13 protein-coding genes and 1 pseudogene are annotated in these 12,610 nt (G+C 65.3%); 3 read left to right on the top strand and 11 right to left on the bottom strand.

What is annotated here, in order from left to right; translation table 11 throughout:
- Positions 1–115: 115 nt before the first annotated feature.
- The 9 genes from Q0938_RS18290 to Q0938_RS18250 form a co-directional block, all read right to left on the bottom strand.
- Positions 116–481: an isochorismatase family protein gene (locus tag Q0938_RS18290; protein ID WP_299365404.1), complete on the bottom strand. Its 366-nt coding sequence runs from the start codon at positions 479–481 to the stop codon at positions 116–118.
- Between the two features lie 480 nt (positions 482–961).
- Positions 962–1,813, bottom strand: coding sequence for a formate/nitrite transporter family protein (locus Q0938_RS18285; protein ID WP_299365402.1), 852 nt, complete (start codon positions 1,811–1,813; stop codon positions 962–964).
- 59 nt (positions 1,814–1,872) lie between these two features.
- The gene (locus Q0938_RS18280) at positions 1,873–2,007 is read right to left on the bottom strand and encodes a hypothetical protein (RefSeq protein ID WP_299365409.1); all 135 of its coding nucleotides are present in this window, start codon (positions 2,005–2,007) and stop codon (positions 1,873–1,875) included.
- Positions 2,007–2,336, bottom strand: coding sequence for a helix-turn-helix domain-containing protein (locus Q0938_RS18275; protein WP_299365400.1), 330 nt, complete (start codon positions 2,334–2,336; stop codon positions 2,007–2,009). Before Q0938_RS18275 ends, Q0938_RS18280 begins: the two co-directional genes overlap by 1 nt.
- 13 nt (positions 2,337–2,349) lie before the next feature.
- Positions 2,350–2,685 (bottom strand): nitrite reductase small subunit NirD, encoded by a 336-nt coding sequence (gene nirD, locus Q0938_RS18270; RefSeq protein WP_299365398.1) that lies wholly within the window; start codon positions 2,683–2,685, stop codon positions 2,350–2,352.
- Positions 2,682–5,186, bottom strand: coding sequence for a nitrite reductase large subunit NirB (gene nirB / locus Q0938_RS18265; RefSeq protein ID WP_299365397.1), 2,505 nt, complete (start codon positions 5,184–5,186; stop codon positions 2,682–2,684). Before nirB ends, nirD begins: the two co-directional genes overlap by 4 nt.
- Positions 5,187–5,492: 306 nt before the next feature.
- Complete coding sequence (locus tag Q0938_RS18260) at positions 5,493–6,680, bottom strand: ABC transporter substrate-binding protein (RefSeq protein WP_299365396.1); 1,188 nt, start codon at positions 6,678–6,680, stop codon at positions 5,493–5,495.
- On the bottom strand, positions 6,671–7,258 hold the full coding sequence (locus tag Q0938_RS18255; RefSeq protein WP_299365395.1) for an ANTAR domain-containing protein: 588 nt from the start codon (positions 7,256–7,258) through the stop codon (positions 6,671–6,673). The genes Q0938_RS18260 and Q0938_RS18255 overlap by 10 nt, the downstream gene beginning before the upstream one ends.
- Positions 7,259–7,405: 147 nt before the next feature.
- Complete coding sequence (locus tag Q0938_RS18250; RefSeq protein ID WP_299365393.1) at positions 7,406–7,789, bottom strand: helix-turn-helix domain-containing protein; 384 nt, start codon at positions 7,787–7,789, stop codon at positions 7,406–7,408.
- A 112-nt stretch (positions 7,790–7,901) separates the two neighbouring features.
- Between Q0938_RS18250 and Q0938_RS18245 the strand changes: the two are divergent.
- Both Q0938_RS18245 and Q0938_RS18240 read left to right on the top strand, forming a co-directional pair.
- Positions 7,902–8,555 (top strand): annotated as a pseudogene (locus tag Q0938_RS18245) (NAD(P)-binding domain-containing protein); the annotation flags it as partial.
- A gap of 268 nt (positions 8,556–8,823) precedes the next feature.
- A complete protein-coding gene (locus Q0938_RS18240; protein ID WP_299365391.1) occupies positions 8,824–9,996 on the top strand; it encodes an acyltransferase in 1,173 nt (390 codons plus the stop codon).
- 655 nt (positions 9,997–10,651) lie between these two features.
- Here the strand turns inward: Q0938_RS18240 and Q0938_RS18235 are convergent.
- Complete coding sequence (locus Q0938_RS18235; RefSeq protein ID WP_299365406.1) at positions 10,652–11,431, bottom strand: glutaredoxin family protein; 780 nt, start codon at positions 11,429–11,431, stop codon at positions 10,652–10,654.
- Positions 11,432–11,522: 91 nt separating this feature from the next.
- On the opposite strand from Q0938_RS18235, the gene Q0938_RS18230 reads away from it, so the two are divergent.
- The gene (locus Q0938_RS18230; protein WP_299365389.1) at positions 11,523–11,921 is read left to right on the top strand and encodes a MerR family transcriptional regulator; all 399 of its coding nucleotides are present in this window, start codon (positions 11,523–11,525) and stop codon (positions 11,919–11,921) included.
- Positions 11,922–12,484: 563 nt separating this feature from the next.
- On the opposite strand, the gene Q0938_RS19490 is transcribed toward Q0938_RS18230, so the two are convergent.
- A partial coding sequence (locus tag Q0938_RS19490; RefSeq protein ID WP_366942785.1) for a hypothetical protein occupies positions 12,485–12,610 on the bottom strand: 126 nt, incomplete at its 5' end.

Genomic DNA, 12,610 nt, shown 5'->3' with positions numbered 1-12,610 from the left:
TCAGCATGGCAGGGGTCACGACAAGGGTCAGGATCGTGGCGATCACGAGGCCGCCGGCAATCGCCGCCGACAGCTCCAGCCAAATCGACCGGCGCACGCGAACCCGCCTCTTGCCTCAAGCTTGGTGCGCTTTGGTAGCGTACAGACCCGCTATCGCCTCTTCAGTGGACATCACGTCTGCGTACTTTGCATCCATATCCGAAAGAGCCTGCTCGTGCGCAGCGGACCAGCGATCGCATACGGTCTCACGCGGAACCATAGGTCGAAAACCGTATTGGATGGCGTCGACCGCTGTCGCACGAACGCAGCCGCTCGTCGAGCATCCTGTCAGGATCAGCGTGTCTATCCGTGACTCCGGCGCCGTTGCCGGAAAATACGCCCGACTTGACGCAACGGCACTGCCCGCGCCGGCCCTGCCGGCCGGTGCTGTCGCCTCGCAGCCAACCCCCGGCGATCGCGCGATCTTCGGTCTGCCTGTCATGCCGCCCGGACGGAGCGAGCGCGCCACAAGGCCGGGCCGGCCAGCATCCTTGGGGGGGTGCGGCTTGCGCCACGTCCCCGCCTGCATCGGAGGAAGGTGATCTGCGATGAGCCCGTGCCCGCGCACTCGCGTCCGAGCGCCTGACGGCCCTGGACGCCAGGAGTGCGGAGCTCAAGCGTGCGCGCGATGCGCTTTCACGTCTGGCCGATGAGTGCAGTGCCAGATCAACGGGCCCCTGTCCGATCATTTCATCCTTTGAAAGCGTGTGACCGGCCGGACTCAAATCAAGTTCAACCGCGACACAAAGGGTCCGGGTGATTGATCGACGGTGATTTCCGGCCCCCGGGCCGGGTATGAGAGCGACATGCCGTCTCGCGATCCGGCCAATGGCTGACGCAGTCACTGCGCCAACTCCGCTGTCGCTTCCTGGGTGGAGCCACAGGGGCATGACCGCCATGCCCCTGCAGGTCACTCAGCACGTTACTCAGCTGGAATGGCGATGGGCTTGTCCTCGACTGCCGGAAACCGCTCGATCTGGGGCGAGGTCTTGTAGTGCGTGGTGTAGATCACCGCACCGACAAAGGTCAGCCCACCGACCAGATTGCCCAGCACCGTCGGGATCTCGTTCCAGACCATATAGTCGGTGATGGTGAAGTTGCCGCCGAGCAGCAAACCGGCCGGGAACAGGAACATGTTCACGATCGAATGCTCGAAGCCCATGTAGAAGAAGACCAGGATGGGCATCCACATCGCCATGATCTTGCCCGACACGCTGGTCGACATCATTGCCGCGACCACCCCGGTCGAAACCATCCAGTTGCACATCACCGCGCGGACAAACAGCGTCAGCATTCCGGCGGCCCCATGCGCGGCATAGCCCAGGGTGCGACCCTCGCCGATATGGCCGATCTGCTCGCCGACCGCGTTGGGCGCCTCGGAAAAGCCGAAGGTCACGATGATCGCCATGAACACCGCGACCGTGAAGGCACCGGCGAAGTTGCCGCAAAAGACCAGGCCCCAGTTCCGCAGCATTCCCCGCATCGTGACGCCGGGCCGCCGGTCGAGCAGCGCCAGCGGCACCAGCGTGAACACGCCCGTCAGCAGGTCGAACCCGAGCAGATAGAGCATGCAGAACCCGACCGGGAACAGCAGCGCCCCGATCAGGGGATTGCCGGTGTTGACCGACACGGTCACGGCAAAGGCCGCCGCCAGCGCCAGGATCGCCCCGGCCATGAAGGCCCGGATCAGCGTGTCCCTGGTGGACATGAAGACCTTGGCCTCGCCGGCATCGATCATCTTTTTCGCAAAGTCGCGCGGGTTGACGTAGGACATTCGCAGTTCCTTCCTGTTTGGTGTGTCCCCCGGTGGGGGTGCAGGCATGCCTGGCGTGATCACCAGTTCGAATAGCTCAGGTACTTGCCGGACATCGTCAGCCTGACCCGGTCGCCCCTGGGATCCGGCTCCCGGTCGATGTGCATCGAGAAATCGATCGCCGACATGATGCCGTTGCCGAACTCCTCGTTGATCAGGGCCTTGATCGTGGGCCCGTAGACGCCGACGATCTCGACAGGCGATACACGCAGGGATCGGTGGGCACGGACTGGTCCCAGACCTTCAGCGGACTGTCGGTCAGCAGATCGACCGCGCTGTCAGGCAGCCCCAGCAGATCGGCGAAGGCCCGCGCCGTCTCAGGCGGAAAGGCGTTCATGCCGCTCGCGGCGGAATGGGTCCAGACCGGAGACATGCCGATCGCCTCCGCGATCTGCGTCCAGCTCAGTCCCACGCGCCTCTTGGCGCGCAGGATCATCGCGGTCAGGTCGTCCCGGGTCAGTTCGTCGACGATCATCTTGTTCATCGCGTGGCTCCTTTCATGCGGCGGTGCTGCGGGCGATCAGGTCGGCACTGACCTGGATGCGCCCGTTTTGGATGCGGACGGGATAGGTCCGGACCAGGCCCTCGTCCGCGCCCTGCGCCTGACCCGAGGTCATGTCGAAGACCCAGTTGTGCAGGGGGCAGGTGACCGAGGTGCCATGCACGAGTCCCTCGGACAGGGGGCCGCCCTTGTGCGGGCAGCGGTCCTGCAGCGCAAAGACACGGTCGTCCGCGGTGCGGAACACCGCCACACACCCCTCCCGCGTGCGGACCACCCTCGCGCCCTGCCGCGGGATGTCATCCAGCGCACCCACATCGACAAACATCGTCATTCGGCTGCCTCCAGTGTGAGATCGGCCATGGGCGCCCAGTTCGGCGTCTCGGCGGGTGTAGACAGTTCCGCCCAGGGGTCCTTGCGATAGACCGACTGGCTCAGCTCGAACCGGGCGACGAGCGCGCGGCGGGCCGCGATGTCGTCCACCACCTGGGACTTGACCCAGTCCAGCCCGACCTTGGCCACCCACTTGTAGGGCCGATCCAGATAGCGGGCGTGTTCGCGGTACAACTGGACGAAGGCGGTGACGAGCTCGACCGCCTCGTCCTCGGACGGGGTCGAGGCAAGATGCTCGGTCTCCTTGACCTCCATCCCTGCAGCGCCCGCGACGCTGATGACAAAGCCGGACTCAACGCAGATCACGCCGATGTCCTTGCAGGTCGCCTCGGCGCAGTTCCGGGGACAGCCCGAGATGCCCAGCTTGACCTTGTGCGGTGTCCAGGACCCCCACAGCAGCTTCTCGAGCCGGATGCCGAGACCTGTCGAATCCTGCGTGCCGAAGCGACAGAACTGCTTGCCGACGCAGGTCTTGACCGTCCGCAATCCCTTCGAATAGGCGTGTCCCGACACCAGGCCGGCGCGGTTCAGGTCGGCCCACATGTGCGGCAGGTCTTCCTTCCGCACGCCGAGCAGGTCGATGCGCTGACCGCCGGTCACCTTGACCATCGGCACGCCGTAGCGATCGGCGGCGTCGGCGATGGCGCGCAGTTCCTGCGGTGTGGTGACGCCGCCCCACATGCGCGGCACGACCGAGTAGGTGCCGTCCTTCTGGATATTGGCGTGGTTTCGTTCGTTGACGAACCGGCTCTGCCGGTCATCGCGATATTCCAGCGGCCACTCCGCCAGCAGGTAATAGTTCAGGGCCGGGCGGCAGGAATGGCAGCCGCCAACAGACCTCCATCCCAGTTCCTGCATGACAGCCGGAATGGATTTGAGACCGACCGAGCGGATCAGGCGGCGCACGTCCTCGTGGCTGTGGTCGGTGCATCTGCACATTCCGGCGGGCGCCGCGGCCGCGAAGCGGTCGCCCAGCGTCGCCTTCATGACCTGCTCGACCAGGCCGGTGCAGGTTCCGCAGCTCGACGAGGCTTTTGTGACCCTGCGCACCGCGTCCAGCGTGGTGGCGCCGGCCTGCACCGCGTCGACGATCGTGCCCTTGCAGACGCCATTGCACCCGCAGATCTCGGCCGCGGGCGGCAGGGCTGCGACCGCCGCGATCGGATCGACGGGTGCCCCTTGCTGGAACGCCGGGCCAAGGATCAATGTGTCCCGCATCGCGGTGATGTCGGCGCGGTCCCGGATCAGACCGTGAAACCAGGCGCCGTCGGCGGTGTCGCCATACATCACGACCCCGACGAGGCGATCGTCCTGCAGGACGGCCCGCTTGTAGATGCCACGACCCGGATCGCGGAACACGATGTCCTCGCGGCCCTCGGCTTCGGCGAAATCGCCCGCGCTGAACAGGTTGCAGCCGGTGACCTTCAGTCGGGTCGCGGTCTGGACCGGAGCAAATACGGCTGGCTCGCCCAACAGGCTTCGGGCCAGCACGGATGCCTGCTCGTAGAGCGGCGCGACCAGGCCGAACAGCTGCCCGCGATGCTCGACGCACTCGCCCAGGGCAAAGACATGCGGGTCGCTGGTCCGCATCGCGTCGTCCACGACGATGCCGCGCTCGACCTCCAGATGGGCATCGGTGGCCAGCCGGGTCTCGGGGCGGATCCCGATGGCCATGCAGACCAGATCGGCCGAATGGACAGTTCCGTCCTCGAGCAGAACCGCCTCGACCCGGTCGCGTCCAAGAATGGCCTTGGTGGCACCCTTGCAGTGCACCTTGATTCCGCGCCGTTCAAGATCGCGCTGCAGCAGGTACCCGGCGGCGGGATCCAGCTGGCGTTCCATCAGGTGACCCATCAGGTGGATCACCGTGACATTGGCCCCCCGGGCGGCCATGCCGGCTGCGGCCTCCAGGCCCAGCAGGCCGCCGCCGATGACCACCGCATCCTTGCCGGCGATCCCGGCGGCAATCATCGCGTTCGTGTCCTCGAGGTCGCGATAGGTGACGACGCCCGGCAGATCCCTGCCCGGGACCGACAGGATGAACGGGGCTGACCCGGTGGCGATGACGAGGGTGTCGTACTCGACGCTGCTCTGTGCGCTGTGGACGATGCGATTGGCACGATCGATCCGGACCACCGGCTGGCCGAAACGGCAGTCGATGCCGCGTGCGGCATACCAGGCGTCGTCATGAGTGACGATGTCGGCAAAGATCTTTTCGCCCGACAGCACCGGCGACAGCATCAGGCGGTCGTAGTTGCCGCGCGGCTCGGCATTGAAGAGCGTAATCTGGAAGGCGTCGTGCGCCGCATCTGTGAGATGCTCCAGCAGGCGGCCCGAGGCCATGCCGGCGCCGATGACGACCAGTCTGCGTTTCCTCGGCAAGTGGAGAGATGATCGGTTCCGGGCCGCAGGGGTACCCGTAGCGGGGAAGGGGACGCTCATGGGAAAATCCTGGTGAATCTGGGCATGGCTGCTCCGGTGGCAAGGATCGATGGCGATCGGAGAGCGCAGGGGTGCAGCGAGGACCACGGAGGTGTGCTCGGCTGCGCCCCGGGGCGCGCTATCCGGGTGGGGTCCGCATCGTTGCGAGCGTGCCGGAGCGCGCCATTGCGCCTGGCCATGACCTCAGCATCGGCACCGGCCGAACGATGGGCAAGGACGGTGGCCTGCAGGATGGGATTTTCAGCTGCGTGGAATGCTGCACTGCACAAAAATGATGCGCCTGCAGCAATCGCGATCAGTCGTTGTTCAGTTCGTGGACGAAAGCACCAGGGCGGGGTCGAACGTGAAGCCGTCGAAGAACCGGTCGGCCCGCAGAATCATCTGGCCTTTTTCGGCAGGCACGGTCCTGTCCTCGTCCAGTGTCCCTTCAACCCGCATGGAGGCGCCGGGCAGCGGGATGCCGGCAGGACGAAGATGCTGGCGATAGAGATCGGTGCGGAAATGCCCCATGGCGCGCGCCATGGCCAGTTGAGGATCGAGGCCGTGCAAGCGCGCCATGCGAACCGCGAACAGCGCGGCGATGCTTTTCCAGGGGAAGCTGGCCGCGCCCGCATGGAAAGTCAGGAACCCCGGCAGGCTCCGCCGCTCGCCCCGTCCCGAGACGCTCAGTTCGCCCGTCATTCCCGGCTCGATCAGGTCCCACGGCAGGTCCAGATAGTCGGGGTGCACGATGAGTTCGACGGCGGTGCCGCGATGGTCCTCCGCGTCCAGCCAGCGGCCGGCCCGCGCTACGGCGCGCATCAGCGCGCCGGTTTCGTCGGGCCTTTCTTCAGCGAAGTCGCGGCGCACCGTCAGACCCTTTTCCGGCGGCGCAGCCCAGATCGCCGTCCCCGCCAGCAGCAGCGCCGCGACCCCGCGGTCGGCCGCAACCGAACCCCATGGCTCGCCCACGCAGAAGGCATCGATCTCGCCCGCGACCAGTGCATCGGCCATCATGGGCGGTGGCGTGGTGAGCAACGCCAGCGAGTCGGGTTCGAATCCGCACGCCGACAGCCAGTGCTCCGTCAGTTCCAGCTGCGTCGAGAAACGGAAGGGAACGCCGACGCGCAGCCGCCCGGTCACTACCCGGCGCAACGCCTGACCCGCCGCCCACGCATCGGTCAGATCGAATCCGTGACCCTCGACCCGCAGGCGCGCCTCCAGCGTCGTATTCACGGCAAAGACCTGTCCGCCCTGTGCCAGAAACATCACCAGATCGACGTCCGGTTGCGGTGGACCCAGTCCGAGCGCCTGACCGACCGGCATCGGCACCAGCATGTGTGCCGCGTCGATCAGGCCTGCGCCGAGCATATCGCGGCTTTGCGCCCAGGACCTCAGCCGGACAAGGTCAAGCTCCAGCCCCTCTTCGCGTGCAAAGCCCAGTTCAGCCGCGACGATCAGCGGGCTTGCGTCCAGCAGAGGGAGATAGCCCAGCCGCAGCCGTCTCAGCGACATAGAAGCCCCGATGCCATCACGAGCTGCTGCGCTATGTCGGAAACCCGCTTGCCCTGATCCATGGCAGTCTTGCGAAGCAGCGCGTACGCCTCCTCCTCCTCGATGCCACGGGCCTTCATCAGCACGATCTTGGCACGGTCGATGATCTTGCGTTCCTCGAGCGCGGCACGGGTTGCGGCGAGCTCGGCACGCATTCTCCGGGCCATGTGGAACCGCGTGACGGCGGCATCCAGAATCGGCTTGATCCGGTCAGGCCGCAGCCCGTCCACGACATAGGCTGAAAGCCCCGCCTCGATTGCGGATCGGGTCAGATGTTCGTCGGTGCGATCCACAAACATCGCGACCGCGCGTTCGTTCGGCCCGGCGGCCACCGCCAGTTCCTCGACGATGTCGCGCGAGGGATTGGTCAGGTCGATCAGAACCACGTCCGGGCGCAACTCGGTGACCTGGCGTGCGAGACCCGCCTGTTCCGAAATGACGCGGATATCGTGGTCGCCGACCTGGCGCAGACCGTCGACGATCAGCTGCGCCCGCTCGGGATCCGGCTCGACGACGAGGATCGACAAGCGCTTCTGCATGCATGCCCCCTGCGCGACGACACTGCGTCGCACGGGCCGCACGGCAGGGCAAGCCTGCGGCTTGATGCTCTCGACGTCCGAACTCACCCCCCGGTTGAGCCATAACTTTTGGAGGTGTCCGCAAAGCGTGTTGGCCCGCTATGCGGACTAAGCGGACTCTCGAACCGGTGAGCATTCACCAACCGTCTCAGAGCGCAAGAACGCCCAATCCACCAGTGCCTCGATGGAGGGTCCGAGCGCCTTCCCCATGTCGGTCAAGGCATATTCGACACGCGGGGGCACCTCCGGATAAGCGGTCCGGATCACAATGCCGTCTTTTTCCAGACCTTTGAGCTGCTGAATGAGCATCTTCTGATTCACGCCGTTCATGCGGCGCTCCAGTTCAGAGAACCGCAGGGGGGCTTTGGACGCGAAGAGCTGGACGATGATGACGATCTTCCACTTGCCTTCCAGCACCCGCAGCGTCTCGCTGGTCGCTGCCGCCCAGACGAGCTGCTGTTTCGGATCGTCGCATCGCCAATCGCGTTCCATCACCATCCTCCGGGTCAGTTACTCACCTTTTGGTGGGTTCTTGCCGATTTACTACCTGCTCCTCAGATAGCGACGACAACGCGGCGCTGTAAGGCCGCTCCACCATCGCAAAGGACATGACATGAAAATCGGCATCCTCGGCACCGGCCATATCGGCAAGACTCTGGTCAAGGAACTGAGCGCGGCAGGACATGACGTCAAAGTGGCAAATTCTCGCGGGCCGGAGACGATCGACCCCGAACTGCTGACCTTTGGAGCGCGGGCGGTAACGACCGAAGACGCACTGCGCGACGTCGAGGCGGTTATCCTCTCCATCCCCCTCAACGCCATTCCGAAGATCGGATCCCTCGTCGGTGCGGTTCCGGAAGACACGGTGGTGATCGACACGTCGAACTATTACCCGTTCCGCGACAGCACGAACGACGCAATCGAGGCGGGTCAGGTGGAAAGCCTGTGGGTCGCGGAACAGCTCCGCCGACCGATTGCCAAGGCATGGAATGCGATCGGATCGGCTTCGCTGGCACGCAAGGGAAAGCCGAAGGGGGACCCGGGGCGCCTCGCCATTCCCGTGGCGGCTGACCGCGATCACGACCGAGATGTGGCGATGGCATTGGTCGAGGATACAGGTCTGGACGCCGTCTATTCGGGAACGCTTGCGGAGTCGTGGCGCCAGCAGCCGGGCGCTCCGGTCTACTGCACTGATCTTGCGCGCGAAGAGATCGAGCCAGAGCGGACAGCGTGCTTGATCTCCCCGCCCTCTTCATAGCCACGGAGGTCGTCCTCTAAGGAGGGCATGTTCGATTTCTGCGCAGTGAAGGTCGACTGCTGTGTCCTTGGTCCCTCTACCTCCAAGCTCGCTTAGAGCTCCCTGCAACTCGTTCATTACGCGGCCCGCACATAGCAGAGCGGCTTGTCAGCGGAGCTGCGTGCGCACCGTCTTAGCGGTGAGGCAACCTCCTTGATGCTCACCGTTCAGCTTCCAACGCGGGTTCCGACGCGTTTATTCGCTCTCTACCGAAACAGGATCTGATCGTATGGCGTCGATGGCTGCCCCGTCTTTGCCGACCGCCCGACTTTCCGCATTCGACGGCCTGCGGGGGGTCGCGGCGGCCATCGTCGTTCTGTACCATTATCTCTGCCTGCTGCACCCTTCCCTGACCCCCGGGATGAGCCAACAGGTTCACTGGCTGGCCGACACGCCGCTCAACATCCTCTGGAACGGCCGCTTCTCCGTTGCGGTCTTCTTCGTGCTGTCGGGGTTTGTCATGGCGGCCGCCGCGGAGCGCCGCCGGGACGCGCTGGTCGCAAATTCCCTCACGTGGTATCTGCGACTGGCCCTGCCGGTGACGGCCAGTTCGCTGCTCGCCTGGGGCTGGTTGGCCGCCTTCCCGGACAGCGCCCAGGCCATGAAGGACACGCTTGCGGCGCCCTCCCGTTGGCTCGATTTCACCTATCAGGAGCCGATTCTGCCGGTCTGGTACGCCGTGGCCGACGGCATGGTCGCCAACTTTGTCCGAGGCTATTCACGTTTCAACAATGTGCTCTGGACGATGCAGATCGAGCTTGTCGGATCACTCGCCATCTTTGTGCTCTATGCCCTGACCCAGGGCCGGGCCCGGCTGCTGAGCCTGGTCGCGGCAGGAGCGGCGGTCCTGCTGTGGTTCTCGGACGCGTATATGGGGTTCATCTTCGGTGCGGCGCTGTACGAGGCGCATCGCCGCGACCTCTTGCGGTCGGTTCCCGCCGTGGTGCCGGTTGCGGCCTTTGCAGCAGCGGTGGTCCTGGGCGGACCCGGCGAAGGGGCGCATCTGCGGATGGACCTGCCGGACATGCCCGAACAATGGCACCTGGGTCCAGAAAGGGGGGTGGTGGCGGGGGTGGCCGCGGCGTTGCTGATCTTTTCGGCACTGACACTGCCGGCGCTGGCCCGGGTTTTTGCCCGTCCGATGCCGCTGTTCCTGGGCCGGATTTCCTTCGGGCTCTATCTGGTCCACGTGCCACCGCTCTACACGATCGTTGCCTGGTCGCATCTGCGGGGGGTGCCCGAAATCGTGCTGGGACTGATCTACGCAGTGAGCGTGCTCGCTCTCGCCTGGATCTTCACCCTGACCGTGGACGAGCCGTCGCTGCGGTGGCTGTCGGCCCTGCGCACCGGATCGATCCCCGCCGGTCCGTCCGCGTGCTCTCGCGGCGCGCCGCGGAAGTGACGCGCCGATCCTGACAGAACGAGTGCGCATGGCCGGGGCGAGACTGGTCGGCGCAGCAGAGCCTCAGGAAGCTGCAGTCCTCGCTTCGCAAGCTTGCACCCGCGCTCACGGGGCTGCTGACCGGACCACGCGCGATCCTCGCTGATGGCGGCGCTGTCAGTCAGGTCCGGCGCAGGTACGCGCGCCGCGGCAGGTCAGTGGTCAGGCGCGATCAGTCGGGGATCAGTCAGGTGGGATCATGATCGTGACCCGGGCGCCCCCGCTCACTGGAATAGGACGCAGTCCTCTCCGGTTCCTCGAGGAGAGAGGTGACGATCCTCAGCCCTAGTGTCGCTCTGCCCGGATCGAAGTTGGCGGGCAGGCCGGGCCTGGCGTCCGGAAATGTCAGCTGCAGCTGTCCGTCGCATCCGTCGCCAACCAAATCCGGGCGACGCCGCCGGCCGACCCGCCGTATCCGTGTTTCAGCGCGTCCAGCGCGAGTTCGTTGACGATGACCGACATCCTGGTGGCAAGCCGCGCCGACACCATGATCGGCGCGGTCCACTCGTGGTCGGAGAGCAGCGGATCCCGAGTGCCGCATCGGTCTCGGGCAGGGTCTCACGAAGGAAATCACCCAAATCGATGCGCTCCGCTGAATGGTGCTTGTGCAAATAGCTCACATTGCTTGAGCCGCGCCGATCGGCAGGCCGAAGGCGACGAGCGCCATCCACACCGCCATGGCGATCATCATCAGGTTCTCGGTCAGCGAGACGAAGCCCAGGGGCACGTTGCTCGACCCACCGACGCAGGCGCACTTCAGTTCCCGCTTGTCGATGTAGACGGCCTTGAAGACCGAGATCGCGCCCACAGTCCCGATGAATAGCGCCAGCGGCACCGAAAGCCAGGTGAGCACGCCGGCGATCATCAGCACCCCGGCCAGGCCCTCGGCGAACGGGTAGATGTAGGAGTAAGGCACCCAGCGCTTCGCCAGGAGGTCGTAGTTCAGGAACATGGTGGCGAAGCTCTCGACGTTCTGCAGCTTCAGGAGCGCCAAGACAGCCATGCTGAAGGCGATGAACCACTCGACAGCGCGCAGGGTGAACGGTGTGCCGTAGGCGGCGACGCTGGCCGCCAAGGCCATCAGGGCCGTCATGGCGAAGAGCGCGATGACAGGCTTGTAGCTTGTTGCATCCGGCTCGGCGACAGACTTCCCGAAATGGCGGCGCAGGTCATCAAAGCCACCGATCCGCTCTCCAGCTATGAAGACCTGCGGTGTCGTCTTCACATCCTGCTCGGCCTTGAAGGCGTCGACTTCCTCGCGCGAGGTCAGCCATCTGTCGTCGACCTCGAAACCCTCGCGCTGGAGCAGGTCCTTCGCCTTGAGGCCGTAAGGGCAGAGGTGGTCCTGCATGACCATGCGGTAGAGCGTGGCGGTGCGAGGCTGATGCCGGTTCATGATGTCCATTGGGCAGCTCCCTTTTCAAGCTTGATTGTGGGCCTGCACCGGATATAGCGTCTGTACCATGGTACGGAGTCAACCTGACAACATGACGATTTCCGTCCTCGCCAGGGCAGGGGAGGTCGGCGTCGAAACCGTCAGGTACTATCAGCGCCGGGGGCTGCTCGACACGCCGGACCGCCCTCCAGGCTACGGTTCGGGTGGCGGCGTGCGGCGCTATGGCGAGGAGGATGTCCGAAAGCTCCGGTTCATCCGCTCGGCACAGGCCGCCGGCTTCACGCTCGAGCAGATCGCCGAGCTGATCGCCCTGGACTCCACGGCGGACCGATCCCGCGCCCGCGCACTCGCGTCCGAGCGCCTGACTGCCCTGGACGGCAGGATTGCGGAGCTCAAGCGTGCGCGCGACGCGCTTTCCCGTCTGGCGGATGAGTGCAGTGCCGGATCGACGGGCCCCTGTCCGATCATTTCATCCTTTGAAAGCGTGTGAGCCGGCGACACCCGATCCCAAGTTTAGCCGCGACGCGAATGGCCCGGGTGGTTGATCGACGGTGATCTCCGGCGCAAGGCTACGAAAGAACGGAACGGCCTCAAGTCCTAAGACTCGATCGCCAGATGCGGACGGCGAGCCGGTGGCGGCAGGCACAAGATCAGACCGCGCAGATCAGCTTGCCGGATCAGCTCCGTCCCGCGACCAGCGCCGCGTCATCTGCAGAAGTCATCTAATCGCCGGGGGGTATGAGAATAACATGCCAAGGTTTGCCGATGTCTTCAGGGCCGAGATCCGCGCTGTCCTTGCTTCACTAGGAATACCCGGCAAGAGCGCCAGCGACCTGCCCGACTGCCCGTGCGGCTGGCAACTCAATTTCACGAGGTCCGCACAGTGAACGTTGAGGCTGCCCGACAAGGCGGCATTTTCGGACCGGACTGACGGCGAACCTCTTGGGAGCGACGGTCATGCGGTATCGGTTGATCGCGATGCTGGGGGTGAGACACTGCGCGAGCGCGATGGGCTGCGGGCGCGGTGTGCGGAGGTTGGATCAGCGCGGCCGCTCAGATATGCAGCGCCTGGCCCAGAGCGCGCAGGCAGGCCTCGTGCAGGGCTTCGCCGCGGGTCGGATGGGCGTGGATCGTGCCGGCGATGTCCTCGAGCCGGGCGCCCATTTCCAGCGCCAGGGC

The organism is uncultured Paracoccus sp., from assembly GCF_947496875.1.
Classification (GTDB): Bacteria; Pseudomonadota; Alphaproteobacteria; order Rhodobacterales; family Rhodobacteraceae; genus Paracoccus.
The sequence above is the reverse complement of the archived record's forward strand: the minus strand, read 5'-3'. Positions and strand labels throughout refer to the sequence as shown.